Here is a 19758-nt window from a genome sequence, read left to right on the forward strand (position 1 = left end):
ACTCACAAAGCGGATTAAGCTGCACCAAAAATGAACACAAAATGATTGTGCTGCCCTTTTTTGAGCGGTGTTCTATCTTGCTTGAAGCGCTCAGTTTGATGCCCCTTTCATAATCCCCCATGGTATTTATCTATGGCATGGCAGCTCAATCGCTAGAAAAGGGCTCATTAAGGTCGATATCCTTGTTGCAAATGGCAAGAGGTCTGAGTCAAACGCCTGGCACATAAGTGTTTAGCCGTTATTTTTTAAGCAAAAAATATCCATAAAGCAGTTTTATCCATCACTGTGAGCATTAGATAAGCAATTAACAGCTTAATGACACTTTTTTTGGGGATGCGAGTTGACTCCACCCACAGAGCGATTTACTATGCGCTCCGTTCTCAGCGAGACAAGCGAGAAATTGCGATTCCCCTGTAGTTCAGTCGGTAGAACGGCGGACTGTTAATCCGTATGTCACTGGTTCAAGTCCAGTCAGGGGAGCCACTTCAAGCAAGTCTTATGAAAACAATAGGTTAATCCTAGCTAAATTATTCCCCTGTAGTTCAGTCGGTAGAACGGCGGACTGTTAATCCGTATGTCACTGGTTCGAATCCAGTCAGGGGAGCCAATTTAGTTAGCTTGAAATCTGTTCCCCTGTAGTTCAGTCGGTAGAACGGCGGACTGTTAATCCGTATGTCACTGGTTCAAGTCCAGTCAGGGGAGCCACTTCAAGTTTGACCTAAGCGAAATCTGTTCCCCTGTAGTTCAGTCGGTAGAACGGCGGACTGTTAATCCGTATGTCACTGGTTCAAGTCCAGTCAGGGGAGCCACTTCGATTTCCGCTCAGCATCATATTCTATTCCCCTGTAGTTCAGTTGGTAGAACGGCGGACTGTTAATCCGTATGTCACTGGTTCGAGTCCAGTCAGGGGAGCCACCTCACCTCTTTCTGCGTTTTGTATTTATAACAAATACGTATACAATTTCGACAATCGTCTCGACATTGGTCTGAACTCAGATAAAGATGGGCATTTCGCGCTTTTTTCAACTGTTACTATTATTGGGGTTTCTGGCTACCGGCATGGTGCTGCTACAGCAGGAGCGGCAGATTCTGGAGCAGGAAGGTAATGCCCTGTTGCAGCGATTACAACAAGCGCAGGAGCAAGCCCAGGACGCAGATGATGCCGCAATCCTTTACCGGCAGCTGCAGGACACTGCTCCACTGCAGTTTTTCCAATATACAGATGACGCCGACGGCCAAAATAATCTTACCAGAGGCAGTTTCCTGCCTGAGATGAACTGGCAATATTATTTGTTGCCGTTGCAACTCGAATCCCAATACCGCTTCGCTTCCGGGCGGGTTTTACTTAAGCCCGACCTCAGCCCTCTTAGAGATCAAGGGATCCATACACTCTGGCTAGCAGGATTACGCTTACTGCCTCTTTATCTGGCCCTGGCGTTAATCTTTGCCTTGATGATGGGCCGTCATAAACGCGTCCTCAAATATGCGGCAGAGTATTTAACCAAGATGTCCCAAGGCCAGTTTGATTCTCTGGCACAGAGCCGCTTTCGGGGTGAACTCAAGCCCTTGGGGCAAGCATTGGAGCAAAGTCGGCAGCTGTTCAAGCTGCAGTTTGACAAACTTGAGTCGGAAAATCTGGCACTGAAGAAGCTCGCCTATGAAGATCCGGTAACCGGCTTTGGCACCCGCCAGCACTTCACCGAAAAACTGCAGCAACTGTCTCTTTCCGGCAAATCACAAATTGGAGTGTTAATCCTGGTAAAAGCCACCGAGCTTGGTCATATCAATCAACTGCACGGCCGTCAGGGCGGCGATGACTATCTTGCCCGTGTCGCGGTTTGTATTCGCCGGGCACTCCAGGGCTACAAAAACAGCGAAAGCTTTCGTATTGCCAGTACTGACTTTGCCATCTTTATCCCCTCAATTGTGCTGAAAGACGCGCAAACCTTTGCCACCCAGCTCAAGCGTGAGCTGGAAGAGTATCAAGCAGAACTGCAAACAGACTCCATTGCCCATACAGGTATAGTGGCCTACGCCAGCGACAAAGATCCCATGGGTATTCTCGCCATGGCCGATACCGCCGCCAACGTCGCGCAAACCTTGGGCCCTAATGCGGTGCAGTTCCAGGATAAGAATATGCTGGATGAAAAACTCGGGGATAACCGCTGGAAACTGGCCATTGAAGACTTGCTGAAGCGCCGGGCGCTCAAGTTTTACCAGCAACCCATTCAGCCCTGTCGCAGCGAGGTAGATGGCTACCGGGAGTTGTTGGCACGCTTTTACAACAGTGAAGGCAAGTTTCTACCTACAGCCACGGTGATCGCCATGGCCGAACGTCACGGCATGAGTCAGGAACTGGATAAACTGGTACTGCTCAGCGCCTTGAAACTACTGCAGAGCCTGCCAAACCTCAGCGGTAATATCGGCGTCAATCTGAGCCCGGGTTCAGCCTCCAAAGAAAGCTTTATAGCCTGGGCCCGAGATCTGCTTTCCAAACACCCGAGATTGGCCTCAAGGCTGGTGTTTGAGATCAATGAAGCAGGTATGCAGGGCAATCTGGCTGCCAGTCACAAGTTCGTTCGCGCCATGCACAGCGTCGGCTGCAGGGTATCGGTAGAACGCTTCGGCATGGGCTTTACCTCATTCAAATTCTTCCGAGAGGTGCGCCCCGACTATATCAAACTGGATCCCAGCTATACCCAGGCAATAGATGAAGACACCAATAACCAGTTCTTTGTCCGTATGTTGGTCGATGTGGCTCGCCGCAGTAGTGTCAGGGTGATAGCCTGCGGCATCGAGCGGCAGGAAGAGAAGATGGTGGTGGAGAAATTGCTGGTCGATGGCATGCAGGGCTTCTACATCGCCAAGCCACAACAGCTGGATCCCGCCGAAATGAACAGAAATTAATGCCATTTATGGCCAAATACGGGCGCAAAGAAGGTAAACCCTGCTTTCTATATGTTGTTTATGACCACTGAAACACTGATAATAACCGCTAAGAAATCACAACGCCTGTAATGAGATGAGTGAGTATCTCCTGTTGTTGATTGGCACTGTGCTGGTCAACAATTTTGTATTAGTGAAATTCCTTGGCTTATGCCCGTTTATGGGGGTGTCCAGCAAGCTGGAATCTGCCATAGGTATGTCCATGGCAACCACCTTTGTCATGACCTTGGCTGCCATTCTCAGCTATCTGGTCAACCAGTATCTGCTGCTGCCATTCGATCTGGGCTACCTGCGCACCATGAGCTTTATTCTGGTTATCGCCGTGGTGGTACAGTTCACCGAAATGGTGGTACAGAAAACCAGTGCGACTCTGCATAGGGCGCTGGGGATTTACCTGCCGCTTATCACCACCAACTGTGCCGTGTTGGGTGTAGCCCTGCTGAACATCAATGAAAACCACGATTTTATGCAGAGTGCCATCTATGGTTTTGGCGCTGCCGCCGGGTTTTCACTGGTGCTTATCCTGTTTTCGGCGATGCGCGAACGTCTGGCGGCGGCCGATGTCCCAGCGCCTTTCAAAGGCAGTGCTATCGCCATGATCACCGCCGGCCTGATGTCGCTGGCCTTCATGGGCTTTACCGGTTTAGTCAAATAGAGTTATGTCTTCCATGCTAATTGCAGTCATTTTATTGTCTCTGCTGGCGCTGGTATTCGGCGTTTTACTCGGCTTCGCCGCCGAGAAGTTTAAAGTTCAGGGCAATCCGATAGTGGATCAGGTCGAAGCCCTGTTGCCACAAACCCAGTGTGGTCAATGCGGCTACCCTGGTTGCCGCCCCTATGCCGAGGCCATAGCCAACGGCGAGAAGATCAATCGCTGCCCTCCGGGCGGTACCGCCACCATGGAGAAACTGGCCGATCTTATGGGGGTCGATCCCGAGCCTCTCGATGCCAGTGTTGAAACCCAGGTCAAAAAGGTCGCCTACATTCGTGAAGAGGAATGTATCGGCTGTACCAAGTGTATTCAGGCCTGTCCGGTAGACGCCATTATAGGAACGGGCAAGCTGATGCACACAGTCCTGACCAGCAACTGCACCGGCTGCGATCTCTGTGTTGAACCCTGCCCTGTGGATTGTATCGATATGATCCCGGTGAAACAGGATCTGAAAACCTGGGACTGGCAGCTTAACGCAATTCCAGTGAAGTTGGTGGAAGAGGACAAGCCGTGCTGACATTACTCGAACAGTTGGATAAAGGAACTCAGTGGCGCCTGACCGGCGGAATTCATCCGCCGCAGATGAAAGACCTCTCCAATGGCAGTTCTATCGGGCGTCTACCGCTTGCCAGTGAATTCTTATTGCCCGTACCTCAGGTTGGTGACAGCGCCGTGCTCGAAGTCAAAGTAGGCGACAGAGTGCTCAAGGGCCAAGCGCTGACCCGTGGACTGAGCGCCATGTATCTGGCGGTGCATGCCCCCACCTCAGGCATCATTCGCGCCATAGAGCAAAGACCCAGCAACCACCCTTCAGCCCTGCCGGTATTGACCTGTGTGCTGGAAGCCGATGGCCAGGATCAAGCCATAGATTTTGATCAGCAAGACATCGCAGCATTGAGCCGCGAGCAGATCCTCAGCCGCATTCGCCAGGCCGGGATAGCCGGATTGGGCGGCGCCATGTTTCCGGCTCACATCAAACTCAACCCCGCCAGTGAGATTGAACTGCTGTTGATCAACGGCGTGGAATGCGAGCCTTATATCAGCGCCGATGACAGATTGATGCGCGAACACGCCAGGGAAATTCTGGATGGTATTGAAATTGTTCACGGGCTGCTAAATCCCAAACGGGTAATTATCGCCATTGAGGATAACAAGCCCGAAGCCGTACAGGCAATGCAGCAGGCGCTTGATAGCTGCCACCTGCCCAAGGGAAGTATCAGGATCACTGTGATCCCGACCAAATACCCTTCCGGCGGTGAAAAGCAGCTGATCCAGATCATTACCGGGCAGGAAGTGCCTTCCGGCGCCATTCCGGCGCAACTTGGGATAGTAGTGCACAACGTAGGCACCGCCTTCGCCATTCGTGAAGCCGTTTGCCTGGGTAAGCCTCTCATAGAGCGGGTCGTCACAGTAACCGGCGGCAATATTCCAAAGCCGGGTAATTACTGGGTGCCACTGGGCACGCCCATAGCCCATATACTTGAGCAAAGTGGCTTCACCCCCAGCGGTCAGGATACCGTCATCATAGGCGGCCCCATGATGGGCCACACCTTACCCCTTATCAAGGTGCCGCTGCTCAAAGGCAGTAACTGTATTCTGGTGCCATCTGCCAGCGAGATCAGCCCTCCAGCCGAGGAGAAGGCCTGCATTCGCTGCGGTGAATGCGCTCAGGTGTGCCCGGCATCTCTATTGCCCCAGCAACTCTACTGGCACAGTAAAGCCGAAGAATATGACAAGGCCAGCGCCTACAACCTCAGAGACTGCATCGAATGTGGCTGCTGTAGTTATGTTTGTCCGTCGGATATTCCTCTGGTGGAGTATTACCGCATTGCCAAGGCGGCCATTAAGCGTAATCACGAAGAGAAACAGCTGGCCGAGCAGGCCAAGCAAAGATTCGATGCCAGGCTCAAACGGCTGGAGGCCGAGAAACAGGCCCGGGAAGCCAAAGCCAAGGCCGCAGCCGATAAGCGCCGCGCCGCCATGGGCAGTGGTGAGAAAGACGCCGTCGCCGAAGCCATGGCCAGGATCAAGGCGAAAAAAGCCGCAGAAGCCTCTGTGGTGGCCACCGAAAGCCCGCTAGAAAAAGCCGTGGAAACTGACTCGGCAGTTGTCCAGCCAAAGGCGGACAAGAGAAAGAGCGATGTCGCGGCAGCGATTGCCAGGGCCAAGGCCAAAAAGGCCGCTGCACAAGGCACTGTTCCTGCTGAAGAAGTTGCTGATGCGACTACAGATAATGCAGCTGAAGGCACAACACCTGGCTCGGACAAGAAAGCTCAGGTCGCAGCCGCTATCGCCCGCGCCAAGGCGAAAAAGGCCGCTGCAGCCTCAGGGCAGACTGAAACTGGCACTTGCGAAACTCAAGATGCACAGGCCAGCAGCACTCAAGCGACAGCCTCCGAAGCAAGCCAAACCGTAAGCGATGATAGCAAGCAGGCTCGTATCGCGGCAGCGGTTGCCAAAGCCAAGGCCAAGAAAGCCGCGGCTGCGTCTGAGTCAACTCCAGCAACGGATGTCGACGAAGGATCAGCGCAAGGTGCCGAAGTAAACCAAGTCGCAAGCCAAGCAGCAAAACAAGCCACAAGCGACGATAGCAAGCAGGCTCGTATCGCGGCGGCGGTTGCCAAAGCCAAGGCCAAGAAAGCCGCGACTGCATCTGAGTCAACTCCAGCAACGGATTTCGACGGAGGATCAGCGCAAGCCGCCGAAGTAAACCAAGTCGCAAGCCAAGCAGCAAAACAAGCCACAAGCGATGATAGCAAGCAGGCTCGTATCGCGGCGGCGGTTGCCAAAGCCAAGGCCAAGAAAGCCGCGGCGGCAAGTGAACAACCACAGGACAACTGCGCAGCAAATACGCCTGTTTCGGCTGAAAGTCGGCCTCCAAGCGAGTCGACAACCGCTACCGAGCCCACGTCCGCGGATAATACCCCGTCTGATGACAGTAAACAGGCGCGTATTGCCAGGGCAGTAGCCAAAGCCAAACAAAAGGCCAAAGAGAAGGCGCTCAGCGCACAGGAGAAAGATTGATATGGCGTTTAAAATAGCCTCCTCCCCCCATGTCAGCCGGCCGCTGCAAACCAGCACTGTGATGCAAAGGGTGCTGCTCTGCGCCCTGCCCGGCCTGGTAGTGCAGTGTGTATTTTTTGGTTGGGGCAGCCTTATTCAGGTACTGCTGGCTGTGACGGTCGCTTTGATTTCAGAGGCCGCCATCCTCAAGTTGCGTAAGCGCAAGGTACTTTCGACTTTGTCGGATAACAGCGCGGCTCTGACAGCAGTTCTTATCGGTATTGCCGTACCGCCACTCGCCCCTTGGTGGATGGTGGTGATAGGTACAAGTTTTGCCATCATCATGGTCAAACAGCTGTATGGCGGTTTGGGAAACAACCTGTTCAATCCGGCCATGGCCGCCTATGTACTGCTGTTGGTGGCCTTCCCGGTACAGATGACCAGTTGGGTCGCACCGGCGACTGTTGCCCAGCACTCTCCGGATTTTCTCACCAGTTTGCAGGTGATTTTCGGCGCCAGCCAAGGCAGCGTTGCCGAGTACTTCCAGCTCGGTATCGATGGCGTCACCATGGCGACACCACTCGATACGCTGAAAACGGATCTATCTATGGGAATGACCACTACCGAGAGCCTGCAAAAACCAATTTTTGCCGGCACTATCAACAGTGGCTGGTTTTGGGTCAACCTGGCCTACCTGTGCGGTGGTCTGGCGCTGTTGAAGATGAAGCTTATCCGCTGGCATATCAGTGTCGGTGTACTGGCCTCGCTGTTTATCTGCAGCGGCTTTGCCTATGCGCTTGGGCCAGATACCCATGTTAGCCCGCTTATTCACCTGTTCAGTGGCGCCACCATGCTGGCGGCTTTCTTTATCGCCACGGATCCTGTAACCGCGCCGGCCAGCAATCAGGGCCGATTTATCTTCGGCGCCCTTATCGGCCTGGTGGTGTACCTTATTAGAAGCTTTGGGGGTTACCCTGACGCCTTTGCTTTTGCGGTGTTGCTGGCCAACCTGTGCGCCCCTTTGATCGACTACTATGTCAAACCCCGAGCCTATGGCCATCGCGCCGGACATTGATAGCAAGAGAGATAGACAGTGCAAAAATCCATGTTGAAAAATGGTCTGCTTTTGGGCCTGTTTGCCCTGATATGCACCGCGGTGGTGGCGGTTGTCAATGACAGTACCCGAGATGCGATCCTTGCGCAGCAAAAGTTGGAGCTCAGGCGCACCCTGGAGCAGATCATTCCCAGTGAACTCCACGACAATCCGCTCGAGGAAAGCTGCATTCTATTGCAGGATAAAGACGCCCTGGGCACAACTCAGCCTATGCCGGCGTATATCGCCACCCAAGATGCCGAGCCGGTCGCCATTGCCATCGAAACCATAGCGCCGGATGGCTACAATGGCGAAATACGCTTGATCATAGGTATCAAGACAGATGGCACTGTGCTTGGTGTTCGCACTTTGTCGCATCAGGAAACCCCTGGGCTGGGTGACAAGATTGAGCGCAAGAAATCTGATTGGGTGGACGGCTTTATCGGCAGAAAGCTTCAAGGCAGTGATGACAAGGCCTGGTATGTGAAGAAAGACGGCGGCGAAATTGACCAGTTTACCGGGGCGACCATTACCCCCAGGGCCTACGTCAAGTCGATGAGAAACACCCTGGCCTTCTTTGAAGCCAATAAGAAGACCATTTTTTCCCAATCACAGACATGTGAGGCAAGCCAATGAGTTTATATCGCGATATCGCCTGGCAAGGCTTGTGGAAAAATAACCCCGGACTGGTGCAGATGTTGGGACTCTGTCCCCTGCTGGCAGTGACCTCCACCTTTACCAACGCCTTGGGGCTTGGGCTCGCAACTGCGTTGGTGTTGATAGGTTCCAACACCACTGTATCCCTGGTGCGCAATTTTGTGCCCAAAGAGATCCGCATTCCCGTATTCGTAATGATTATTGCCGCACTGGTAACCGCAGTGCAGTTGCTGGTTAACGCATACGCCTATGGCCTATACGTTTCTCTCGGTATTTTCCTGCCACTCATAGTGACCAACTGTGTCATCATAGGCCGCGCCGAAGCCTTTGCCTCACGCAACTCACCAATGAGCGCCGCCTTTGATGGCTTAATGATGGGTATTGGCTTTACCTTGGTATTGATGGTGCTCGGCGGAGGCAGGGAAATACTGGGGCAAGGTACCCTATTTGACGGTGCAGAGCAGCTGCTGGGACCTTGGGCTGCGAGCCTGCTCATTGAAGTCTGGCAAGTAGACACTCCCTTCCTGCTGGCGATGTTACCGCCCGGCGCCTTTTTGGGAATGGGTTTGCTGATTGCGCTGAAAAACGTGATCGACAAGAAATTCGCTGAGCGCCAACCCAGAGTGCAAACTGCCCCAGTGGAGCGCGCCAGGATCACCAAAGTCAACTGAGGTCATTGAGTGAACAAAGACAAGAGACGGGCGATACTCGAACGCCTGCGGGACAACAATCCTCATCCCCAGACAGAGCTGAATTATTCCAGCCCTTTTGAACTATTGGTTGCAGTAACGCTATCGGCGCAGGCAACCGATGTCAGCGTCAACAAGGCCACTGACAAGCTGTTTCCGGTGGCTAATACCCCACAGGCGATTGCCGATCTCGGGGTTGAAGGGCTGAAGGAATATATCAAGACCATAGGGCTTTATAACAATAAGGCCATCAATGTGGTGGCACTGTCCAAGATCCTTGTAGAGAAGTACAACGGCGAAGTCCCCGAAAACCGCGAGGCGCTGGAGTCACTGCCCGGGGTTGGTCGCAAGACCGCCAATGTGGTGCTCAACACCGCCTTTGGTTGGCCAACCATAGCCGTGGACACTCACATTTTTCGGGTCAGCAACCGCACCCGCTTTGCACCGGGGAAAAATGTTCAGGAAGTGGAAGATAAACTGCTCAAAGTGGTGCCGGCCGAGTTCAAAGTTGACGTCCACCACTGGCTTATTCTTCACGGGCGCTATACCTGCATCGCCAGAAAGCCCCGCTGCGGCAGTTGTCTGATTGAAGATCTGTGTGAATTCAAAGAAAAAATCTATCCGGAAGATTAATCCAGAAACGACAATGCCGCCCTAAGGCGGCATTGGCTTACATATTCTTGCTCAGCGCCAATCAAAAAATCTGTACAATCATAGCGGCGAAAACGATTGCAATTACCAAGGTAGATCCAATAGCCATTTTCAATTCTGTAGTCATGCTTGTCTCCTGCATCCAGCTAAGATAGGGTTGACACCATTATTAATGAAGCAGACACAAATACCATGTTTATTTCATGGATTTGTGAACTGGCTATCAAGTTAACGGCGGCCGGAACCACTCTATTTGGGAGTGATTCTCACCTCCCCGGATCTCGCTTGATCATCCACGCTACGGAAGCTCAACTGGGTTTCCGTTTTAGAACCAAAAGAGGTAGCAATGTCACAAGTTCTCCATACCATGCTCAGGGTCGGTAACCTTGAACGCAGCATCCACTTCTACACAGAAATCATGGGAATGAAGCTACTGCGTCAATCGGAAAACCCTGAATATAAATATACCCTCGCCTTCGTCGGCTACGGCGAAGAATCAACCGGCCAGGCAGTCATAGAGCTCACCTACAACTGGGGAACAGAGCAATATGATATGGGTAATGCCTTTGGACATATTGCCATAGGCGAAGAAGATATCTACGCCCGCTGTGAAGCCATCAGCGCCGCCGGTGGCAAGGTTATCCGCGCCCCAGGCCCTGTTGCCGGCGGAACCACTGAAATCGCTTTTGTTGAAGATCCTGACGGTTACAAAATCGAGCTTATTCAAATGAGCTCGGCTGAGCACGGCCTGGGTTAAACAATCAGACATTAAAAAAGCGCCCGAAGGCGCTTTTTTTCATTCCATGATATGGCTTAGAACTTGTAAGTCACACCACCGTAGATTTGACGACCAACTGTGTCAAACACTTGCGGAATAGTACCGGCATCGCTGCCGTTTGGTACGTATGATGGCTCTTCGTCGGTGAAGTTTTTCACACCCAAAGACACTGTCAGTGCATCATTGACAAAATAGCTGCCCACAATGTTGTGGTACATCACCGAATCAACTTCAACGCTGGCGTCGTTCAACCAATCGGTTTCACCAATAAAGCGGTTGTAGTACATCAGGCTCCAATCGCCTTGACCGGCTTGGATACTGAAGTTGTTACGTATCTTGGCATAACCACCGAAGTTACCATCACTGGTGCCTTCATAGGAAACACCATCCTGCTCAAACTCCAGCAGATAGGTCAGGTCGTTGTTGATTTTCCAATCCAGCCCCAGACCTTCGAAGCTGTAAGCCAGGTTGAAATCGATACCACTGGTATTCTGGCTACCCACGTTGGTCAGAGGGTTGGTGAAGTCGGACAGATCGCCATTCATAGTGATCTTGAAGGTATCACAGGCAACCTGGTTACCGGCGTGACAGTCATTCAGACCTTTCTGGGCATCCAGACGGGTAATGGCATTGGTCACCCGGAAGCGCCAGTAGTCCAGTGTCAGAGACATGCCATCGATAAAGCGTGGCGAATATACCAGACCGGCAGTGTAAGACTCAGACTCTTCCGGTTTCAGATCCGGATCTGAGGTGTAGTTAACCAGGATCTGTGGATCTTGTTCATTACCCCATGGATCATCCAGGTAGTCATAAGACCCTGTGTTACCACCGTAGAGCTCGCTGACGTTTGGCGCCCGGAAACCGGTAGCCGCAACGGCGCGCAGCATCAGATCATCTGTGGCTTCATAGGTCAGACCTATCTTCCAGGTAGATGCTTTACCAAAAGTTGAGTAATCGTCGAAACGCAGGGCAAATTCACCGGTCAGCTTTTCAGTGAAAGGTACACTGACTTCCTGATAGATAGAGATAACGTCGTAATTACCGTCAGTTGGGTCTTGCTGGGCGGCAGTACCTTCACCGGCAACAATCACAGGATCAGGGTTGTAATAACCGCTGTCGTAACGGTATTCGGCACCGATAGCGAAGCTGACTGGGCCGGCACTCAGATCAAACAGCTCACCACTCAATACGCCGGCAACCACGTGTTGCTCGTTACCACCATCATTGCGCTCGGTGAAGCCGATGTCATTGATGATCTCTTGAGTCAGCGGGGCACCACTGAGCCAAGCATCCAGATTGTTGTAGACAGAGTTTTCCATCTTGACGGCATTGATGGAGTTCTCAACCCAGGTATCGGCCTTGTTTTTGCCATAAGTGTATGAAAGATCCCAAGTCATACCCGTGTTGACATCGAGTGTGCCCTGTAGACCAATCGAGGCGCGCAGAGTATCGACGTCCTGGTTGTAGATACGAGCGCCCACATCATTGGTACGGCGACGATAGTTAACACGGCCGGTGTCATCGGGCTTAATGCCGGCGTCCAGCATGGACTGATCCAGGGTGATACAACGGGTAGGATCTATCCCTGTTTGGCCACAAACACCCAGCATAATATCAGCTGGCTGAGCGGCCATTTGCTGATCTGACTTACGTTTGGTGTACAGGATATCACCTGTCAGTACCAATTCATTGCCCAGCTCCTGGATCATGTTGGCAAACAGACTATAGCGTTTGCTAGGCGTCTGGAACCAGCTGTCTTGGGTGTAGTCGTAACCTGTGCTGCGCTCAACCCAGTTGCCGTTGGCATCTTTGACCATACCTTCCAGAGAGCCGGTTGGAATGAAGGAACTGGCACCTGGTTCGGTCCAGTCACGGTCGCCCTGAATAACACCGCGACGGTCAGAGTAAGCCGCACCAAAGGTGTAGTTACCGCCGTTGTCTGTGTTGAAACCGTACAGCAGGCTCAGTTCGCCGTTTTCACCGTCGCCCTTATCGGTTCCGCTGCCGTTGAAATCCAGCTGGAAGCCTTCAAAATCTTTCTTGGTGATGATGTTGACCACACCGGCAATAGCATCTGAGCCGTATACCGCCGAGGCACCATCCTTAAGAATCTCTACCCGGGCAATCATCGCCACTGGGATTGAGTTCAAGTCCACTGCACTATCTGCGCCTGAGCCTGAGTTCACCATACGGCGGCCATTGAGCAGTACCAGAGTACGTTCGGCACCCATACCGCGCAGATCGACCTGAGCCACGCCATCGGCACCATTGTTGGTGGTTGAACCTACAGCCGCACCGGCCATAGAGGTCTGAGCCTGCAGCAGTTGGTCAACAGAAGTGAAGCCTTCTGCACGAATGGCATCGGCACTGATCACTGTCACTGGAGAAGCGGTTTCCATATCCTGACGCTGGATACGTGAACCTGTTACTTCGATACGTTCTACCTTGGCACCGTCTTCTGCGGCGTAAGCCACCTGAGACACAGATGCAGCTCCCGTTGAAACCGCAGCAAACAGAGCCAGTCTGACTGCGCCAGTCAGCTTATTGGTTCTTGTCATTTTAAACTCCCTTACTTCCTGGTTTGTTTTTATTTTCACCGCGCTTATTAACACGGCGTTGCCAAGATACTGTCGCCTCGTTTCAACATCGTCAATAACAGGATTTTAATCTGACAAATCCGTTAATGTTTAATTTATGTTTGTTTTTTGTTTTATTTAATGACAAATAGAACCCGCCTATCCTATAGCGAATAGATATGCAGCCAATTACCGGGAGTTGTTAAAAAATAAACTTTGATTTTTTGTTAATTCTCAACATATTAATTAACATTGCCCATCTCAAAAAGTGTGACATCCATCACACCTTTAATTGTTTCCACACTGATACATCACAGTAAAAAGTCGAAATTTTTCTCAATACAATTCCCTGCCTTGAATCATCGTAAACGCCTTAATTGCATATGCAGCAAGCCTGACCAGTCACATTTGGTAAGTAATAAAACGATACAGATAATACATTTGTTGCAACATTGTTTTATTTTGAGGTTACCCCAAACTGCTTTGGTAGTCTTTTATGCTGCAAACAACAGGATTCAATCGGAAGATAAGTGGTCAATAAAACAAAAATCAGAGTAGATTGTTAAAATGAAATGTAATTTAAGATGATGACACCTATCGAAGATAGGCGCGCAAAAACGGGCAGAAAAAAAGGTTCATCGCGGATCTCCGGGGAATGCCTCTCTGACTTTCAGAAAGAAGTATTCGGTATCCCGGTAGCCATAGCCCATTCGCTTCAGCAGTTTGATTTTGTTGTTCATCCCTTCCAGTCGGCAGGTGTGCAACGGATGAACCGCTGAAGCAACTATGCCATGAAGATAGTTTTTAAGACGCTGGCCAAATTGGAGTAGTGGCCTGATACCGCTCTCTCTGACTTGTTGCCACCAGAGGTTCCATTGAGCCGTGGCTTCGGCTTCATCTGTGCAGTACCACATCTCCTTGAGTTGCTCCCTGAGCAGGTAAACCGTCATTAAGCTTTTGTTCGACTCCAACAGCTCGTTGAGATACCCCGCCTGTTTGTCTGTCAAATTATCTCTGTTTTTGAGTAAGACCCAACGCCCCCGTTTCACCCGTTTGCGGGCCGGTTTGTCATGCTTGAGTTGATTAGCCTGGTCAACCCTGACTCGGTCGATGACTTCACGGCCATACTTGGCAACAACATGAAACAAGTCGTAGACCACTTTGGCTTGGGGACAGTGCATCTGTACCTCCAGGTCAAAGGCAGTATTCATATCCATAGCAACGGCTTCAATCTGTTGGCAGTACTGACCCAACTTAACGAAAAACGGCCGGATAGCTTCTCTACTGCGGCCTTCACCTATCCAAAGGACTTGATGGGTATCCGCATCGGCCACCACGGTGGCGTAACGATGGCCTTTGAACAGGGCAAACTCGTCCATGACCAGGCGTTTGACACGACTCCAATCAGGCTCTGTGACCTCTCTTGCCAGCCGACGTTTGTCGATAGTCTTGATGGTATGCCAGTGCAGGCCAAGGAGTTGCGAAATATGTTTAATCGGCAAGAGCTTGAGTAGCGCCTCGACATGCTCAATGAGCAGTGTGGTCTGGCGAGCATAGGGCTTTAACCAGCTGATATGCTCCCGAACGATACCGCAATCAGGGCAAAGAATACGGCGGACGGGTAGCCGTAACTGAACCTGAAACGCCAGTATAGTCCGTTCCGATACGCTGCGAAGTGAAGCGTCGTGAACAGCCTTAGCCGGTTTGCCGCAAGCACAGTGGCCGTTATCAATCGGCTTTAGGTGGATGATGAGGGTTTGTTGATTTTGCTCGGTATGGACGGCTTCAAAGCCTTCCCAGAGCGCAATGGGGAAGGTAATATTCGACATTGAGAACGGTTGGGGTTGGTCATTGTTTTTGTTTGGCGACTAAACAATAACTCTCCAACCGTTTTCATTTCCAGTCCACGCTAATCTGCGATGAACCGAAAAAAAGGCCGGAATATATCCGGCCTCATCTTTTAAATGCTTAAAGGTACTGAAATTGACCTTAGGCTTCATCCTGCTTGTACTTGGCAGCAGTGTCCTTGATCAAGGTCTGTAACTCACCTTTTTGGTACATCTCGGTCAGGATATCGCAACCACCGACCAGCTCACCTTCAACCCACAACTGAGGAAAAGTTGGCCAATTGGCATACTTGGGCAGTTCAGCACGGATATCAGGATGCTGCAAAATATCAACAAACGCGAACTGCTCGCCGATATTGATCATGATTTGAGCCACCTGAGAGGAAAAACCACAGCTGGGTAATTTGGGCGAACCTTTCATGTAAAGGATGATGGGGTTTTCAGCGATTTGCTGCTTAATTTTTTCAACAGTTTCCATTTACGTTCCTGAGTACGACACTATATTTGATTCACTATTGTACGCGAGAGAAACGCAGAACAAAATCACACTATTTGTAAGGTTATTTAGTCATTTGATTTTTCAATGATGTCAATCTGCTCAATCACTCAAACAATGATTCACTTCACAAATTTTATCGGTACAATAGGTGGCAGTGAGCAAGTCTGAAAATGATAAACCAAGTCCATGGAGAGATACTAATGGCTTTCGAATTACCTGCATTACCATATGCCAAGAACGCACTGGAACCCCACATTTCTCAGGAAACCATCGAATACCACTACGGTAAGCACCACAACACTTACGTGGTTAAGCTGAACGGTCTGATCGAAGGCACTGAATTTGCCGGCAAGACCCTGGAAGAGATCGTAAAAACCTCCAGCGGCGGTATTTTCAACAACGCCGCTCAGGTTTGGAACCACACTTTTTACTGGAATTGTCTGGCGCCTAACGGCGGCGGCGAAGCCACCGGTGCTGTAGCCGAAGCTATCAATGCTGCTTTTGGTTCTTTTGAAGCCTTCAAGACTCAGTTCACTGAGTCTGCTGTCAACAACTTTGGTAGCGGCTGGACCTGGCTGGTTAAAAAGGCTGATGGCACTGTCGCTATCGTTAACACCAGCAACGCGGCCACTCCGCTGACTGATGCTTCAGTGACCCCACTGCTGACCGTTGACGTTTGGGAGCACGCTTACTACATCGACTACCGTAACGTTCGCCCTGACTACATGGCGCACTTCTGGCAGTTGCTGAACTGGGACTTTGTTAACCAAAACTTCGCCGGTTAATAATACTCAAACTGAGTGCCTGAAAAGGAGCCTTATGGCTCCTTTTTTATTGCCCATAAGCACTCTCCCGCAAGCCGACCGCACATCAACAAGCTCACCCTCCGGCAGCAATTCACAAGTGCAACTATTGCTTTTGCAACTATTTGCCTTTGTTTTTATTTATGTTTTTTGACATGAAGCATGAATTAGTGTCTAAGATTAATGGTAGGCAACTGCTAAAGACAGTTCCCTTCCCAGACATATTTGGCGTTTCAGGGGGTTTAAAATGGGCATATTTGAGCACTACCAACAGCGCTATGAGAAGAAACTCGATGAAGAATACACATTACAGGAGTTTCTTGATATCTGTAAGCAAGATCGCAGCGCCTACGCTTCGGCTGCAGAAAGACTGCTTATCGCCATCGGCGAGCCGGAAGTGGTCGACACTTCCAAGAATCAGGTTCTGAGCCGGATATTTTCCAACCGCTTAATCTCTCGCTATCCCGCGTTTAAAGACTTCTACGGCATGGAAGATGCCATAGAGCAGATAGTCTCCTACCTTAAACACTCGGCCCAAGGGCTGGAAGAATCCAAGCAGATCCTCTATCTGTTGGGACCTGTCGGTGGCGGTAAATCTTCGCTGGCAGAGAAGCTCAAGGCTTTGATGCAGCAAGTCCCCATCTATATTCTTAGCGCCGATGGAGTCAGAAGTCCGGTCAACGACCACCCTTTCTGCCTGTTTGATGCCGAGGAAGATGGCAAGTTGCTGCAGGAAGAATACCAGATCCCGACCCGTTACCTGCGCAGCATAATGTCGCCCTGGGCGGTCAAGCGCTTGCATGACTTTGGCGGCGATATCTCCCGCTTCCGGGTCGTTAAGGTATTCCCTTCGGTGCTGGATCAAATTGCCATCGCCAAGACTGAACCCGGTGATGACAACAACCAGGATATCTCTTCTCTTGTGGGCAAAGTCGACATTCGCCAACTGGAGCACTTTGCCCAGAATGATGCCGATGCCTACTCCTATTCAGGAGCACTGTGCCGTGCCAACCAAGGCTTGATGGAGTTTGTGGAGATGTTCAAGGCGCCGATCAAGGTGCTGCACCCACTGCTGACCGCCACTCAGGAAGGTAACTACAACGGTACCGAAGGCTTATCGGCCCTGCCCTTTAACGGCATTATTCTGGCTCACTCCAACGAGTCTGAATGGAGCAGCTTTAAAAATAATAAAAACAATGAAGCCTTCCTCGACCGTGTTTATATCGTTAAGGTGCCCTACTGCCTGCGCGTGTCGGAAGAGATCCAGATTTACCGCAAGCTTATCGCCAATTCAGAGCTGACCAAGGCGCCCTGTGCCCCAGGCACACTGGAGACCTTGGCTCAATTCAGCGTGCTCTCAAGGATCAAAACCCCGGAGAACTCCTCTGTCTACTCCAAGATGCGGGTCTATGACGGTGAAAGCCTCAAGGATACCGATCCCAAGGCCAAGTCTTACCAGGAATATCGAGACTATGCCGGGGTCGATGAGGGGATGCACGGACTGTCGACCCGCTTCGCGTTCAAAATCCTCTCCAAGGTCTTTAACTTCGACCACTCTGAAATTGCCGCCAACCCCGTGCACCTCTTCTATGTACTGGAGCGGCAGATAGAGCAAGAGCAGTTCCCTTCCGATACCGCAGAAAGATATATGGAGTTTTTGAAGGGCTATCTGATCCCTAAATATGTTGAGTTTATCGGTAAGGAGATCCAGACCGCTTACCTGGAATCTTATTCGGAATATGGTCAGAACATCTTCGACCGCTATGTCACCTATGCCGACTTCTGGATCCAGGATCAGGAATACAGAGACCCGGAAACCGGCCAACTGTTTGACCGGGCCGCACTCAACGCCGAATTGGAGAAAATTGAAAAGCCGGCCGGGATAAGTAATCCCAAAGACTTCCGCAATGAGATAGTCAACTTTGTGCTCAGGGCCAGGGCCAATAATGATGGCAACAACCCGCAATGGACCAGCTATGAGAAACTCAGAACCGTGATAGAGAAGAAGATGTTCTCAAATACGGAAGATCTCCTGCCGGTCATTTCTTTCAACGCCAAGACCTCCACAGACGATCAGCGCAAACATGATGATTTTGTCAATCGTATGATGGAGAAAGGCTACACCAAGAAACAGGTGCGCCTGTTGTCCGAGTGGTACTTACGGGTACGTAAGTCCTCTTAGCTGTGCCCTTTCGGGGCTTTCGGGCCCCGGTATTTGCTTTGGGAGGTGCGTATGGCGAACTTTATCGACAGGCGGTTGAATGCCAAAGGAAAGAGCACGGTTAACCGTCAGCGGTTTATTAACCGCTATAAACAACAAATTAAAAAAGCGGTCAGTGATGCCGTCACTCACCGTAGCGTCACAGATGTCGACAAGGGAGAAAAAATCAGTATCCCCACCAAGGACATCAGCGAACCCGTATTCCATCAAGGTCGCGGCGGCGTGCGTGAGCGAGTGCATCCGGGCAACGACCAGTTTACCCGCGGCGACAAGATAGACAGGCCTCAGGGCGGTGGTGGTGGCAGCGGCAAGGGCGATGCCTCGGACTCAGGCGAGGGTCAGGATGACTTTGTATTTCAAATCTCCAAAGATGAGTACCTCGAGCTCTTGTTTGAAGATCTTGAGTTGCCCAACCTGCAGAAAAACCGCCTGAACAAACTGGTGGAATATCAAACTTACCGAGCCGGTTATACCAATGATGGTGTGCCCTCAAATATCAATATCGTCCGCTCTTTGAGATCCTCTCTGGCGCGGCGCACCGCCATGTCCGCAGACAAGAAACGGCGACTGCATGAACTGGAAAACGAACTGGCAGAGTTGGAAAACACTCCGGGTGCCAGTGCCGAGCGGATATTGCAGCTCAAAGAGGAGATTGAAGAGCTTAAACAGCGCATCGCCAAGGTGCCCTTTATCGACACTTTCGATCTGCGCTACAACAACTTTGCCAAGCGGGAAGTGCCCACCAGTCAGGCGGTGATGTTCTGTCTTATGGATGTCTCCGGCTCCATGGATCAGGCCACCAAGGATATGGCCAAACGCTTTTATATATTGCTGTACCTGTTTCTGACCCGCACTTACAAGAATCTTGAGGTCGTTTATATCCGTCATCATACCCAGGCAAAAGAAGTGGATGAACACGAGTTCTTCTACTCCCAGGAAACGGGCGGCACCATAGTCTCCAGTGCACTGAAACTGATGCACGAAATTCAACAGGAGCGTTATCCGGCCAATGAATGGAATATCTATGCCGCCCAGGCATCCGATGGTGACAACTGGGCCGATGATTCGCCCACCTGTTATCAGATCCTCGAAACACAACTGCTGCCCGTAGTGCGCTATTTCAGCTACATAGAAATCACCAACAGGGCGCATCAGACGCTCTGGCGTGAATATGAAACCCTGCAAAAACAATTCGACAATATGGCGGTACAACATATTCGTCAGGCAGAGGATATCTATCCCGTATTCAGAGAGTTGTTCAAGAAGCAGGCGGTTTAGGGGGA

15 protein-coding genes and 5 tRNA genes are annotated in these 19758 nt (G+C 51.1%); 17 read left to right on the forward strand and 3 right to left on the reverse strand.

What is annotated here, in order from left to right; translation table 11 throughout:
• Positions 1–407: 407 nt before the first annotated feature.
• The 14 genes from ACWAU4_RS12135 to gloA all read left to right on the forward strand — a co-directional run bounded on the left by ACWAU4_RS12135 (position 408) and on the right by gloA (position 10508).
• Positions 408–483: transfer RNA gene (locus ACWAU4_RS12135), tRNA-Asn, on the forward strand.
• A 48-nt stretch (positions 484–531) separates the two neighbouring features.
• Positions 532–607, forward strand: a tRNA-Asn gene (locus ACWAU4_RS12140).
• Positions 608–629: 22 nt separating this feature from the next.
• Positions 630–705, forward strand: a tRNA-Asn gene (locus tag ACWAU4_RS12145).
• 28 nt (positions 706–733) lie between these two features.
• Positions 734–809: transfer RNA gene (locus ACWAU4_RS12150), tRNA-Asn, on the forward strand.
• 30 nt (positions 810–839) lie between these two features.
• Positions 840–915 (forward strand) — tRNA-Asn (locus ACWAU4_RS12155).
• 87 nt (positions 916–1002) lie between these two features.
• Positions 1003–2907: an EAL domain-containing protein gene (locus ACWAU4_RS12160; RefSeq protein ID WP_454290281.1), complete on the forward strand. Its 1905-nt coding sequence runs from the start codon at positions 1003–1005 to the stop codon at positions 2905–2907.
• A 115-nt stretch (positions 2908–3022) separates the two neighbouring features.
• Complete coding sequence (gene rsxA / locus ACWAU4_RS12165; RefSeq protein WP_025010232.1) at positions 3023–3601, forward strand: electron transport complex subunit RsxA; 579 nt, start codon at positions 3023–3025, stop codon at positions 3599–3601.
• Between the two features lie 4 nt (positions 3602–3605).
• Positions 3606–4175, forward strand: a complete 570-nt coding sequence (gene rsxB, locus ACWAU4_RS12170) for an electron transport complex subunit RsxB (protein WP_025010231.1) — start codon at positions 3606–3608, stop codon at positions 4173–4175.
• Positions 4169–6682, forward strand: coding sequence for an electron transport complex subunit RsxC (rsxC, locus tag ACWAU4_RS12175; protein ID WP_208124785.1), 2514 nt, complete (start codon positions 4169–4171; stop codon positions 6680–6682). The genes rsxB and rsxC overlap by 7 nt, the downstream gene beginning before the upstream one ends.
• Position 6683: 1 nt before the next feature.
• Positions 6684–7736 (forward strand): electron transport complex subunit RsxD, encoded by a 1053-nt coding sequence (rsxD, locus tag ACWAU4_RS12180; protein ID WP_044734576.1) that lies wholly within the window; start codon positions 6684–6686, stop codon positions 7734–7736.
• Between the two features lie 18 nt (positions 7737–7754).
• Complete coding sequence (rsxG, locus tag ACWAU4_RS12185) at positions 7755–8390, forward strand: electron transport complex subunit RsxG (RefSeq protein ID WP_208124786.1); 636 nt, start codon at positions 7755–7757, stop codon at positions 8388–8390.
• The gene (locus ACWAU4_RS12190) at positions 8387–9082 is read left to right on the forward strand and encodes an electron transport complex subunit E (protein WP_101060155.1); all 696 of its coding nucleotides are present in this window, start codon (positions 8387–8389) and stop codon (positions 9080–9082) included. Before rsxG ends, ACWAU4_RS12190 begins: the two co-directional genes overlap by 4 nt.
• Positions 9083–9091: 9 nt before the next feature.
• Entirely contained in the window at positions 9092–9733 is a 642-nt protein-coding gene (nth, locus tag ACWAU4_RS12195) for an endonuclease III (RefSeq protein ID WP_025011616.1), read from the forward strand.
• A gap of 364 nt (positions 9734–10097) precedes the next feature.
• Positions 10098–10508: a lactoylglutathione lyase gene (gene gloA / locus ACWAU4_RS12200; protein WP_025011617.1), complete on the forward strand. Its 411-nt coding sequence runs from the start codon at positions 10098–10100 to the stop codon at positions 10506–10508.
• 56 nt (positions 10509–10564) lie between these two features.
• On the opposite strand, the gene ACWAU4_RS12205 is transcribed toward gloA, so the two are convergent.
• The 3 genes from ACWAU4_RS12205 to ACWAU4_RS12215 all read right to left on the reverse strand — a co-directional run bounded on the left by ACWAU4_RS12205 (position 10565) and on the right by ACWAU4_RS12215 (position 15430).
• Complete coding sequence (locus tag ACWAU4_RS12205; protein ID WP_096141891.1) at positions 10565–13087, reverse strand: TonB-dependent receptor plug domain-containing protein; 2523 nt, start codon at positions 13085–13087, stop codon at positions 10565–10567.
• A gap of 653 nt (positions 13088–13740) precedes the next feature.
• Entirely contained in the window at positions 13741–14934 is a 1194-nt protein-coding gene (locus ACWAU4_RS12210; protein WP_208125318.1) for an ISL3 family transposase, read from the reverse strand.
• Between the two features lie 160 nt (positions 14935–15094).
• Entirely contained in the window at positions 15095–15430 is a 336-nt protein-coding gene (locus ACWAU4_RS12215) for a Grx4 family monothiol glutaredoxin (protein WP_025011618.1), read from the reverse strand.
• 221 nt (positions 15431–15651) lie between these two features.
• On the opposite strand from ACWAU4_RS12215, the gene sodB reads away from it, so the two are divergent.
• The 3 genes from sodB (at position 15652) to ACWAU4_RS12230 (ending at position 19753) form a co-directional block, all read left to right on the forward strand.
• Positions 15652–16236, forward strand: coding sequence for a superoxide dismutase [Fe] (gene sodB / locus ACWAU4_RS12220; RefSeq protein WP_025011619.1), 585 nt, complete (start codon positions 15652–15654; stop codon positions 16234–16236).
• Positions 16237–16501: 265 nt separating this feature from the next.
• Complete coding sequence (locus tag ACWAU4_RS12225; RefSeq protein ID WP_025011620.1) at positions 16502–18436, forward strand: PrkA family serine protein kinase; 1935 nt, start codon at positions 16502–16504, stop codon at positions 18434–18436.
• Between the two features lie 51 nt (positions 18437–18487).
• Positions 18488–19753: a YeaH/YhbH family protein gene (locus tag ACWAU4_RS12230; protein ID WP_028781485.1), complete on the forward strand. Its 1266-nt coding sequence runs from the start codon at positions 18488–18490 to the stop codon at positions 19751–19753.
• Positions 19754–19758: the final 5 nt, after the last annotated feature.

Source organism: Shewanella sp. FeAMO, from assembly GCF_053653955.1.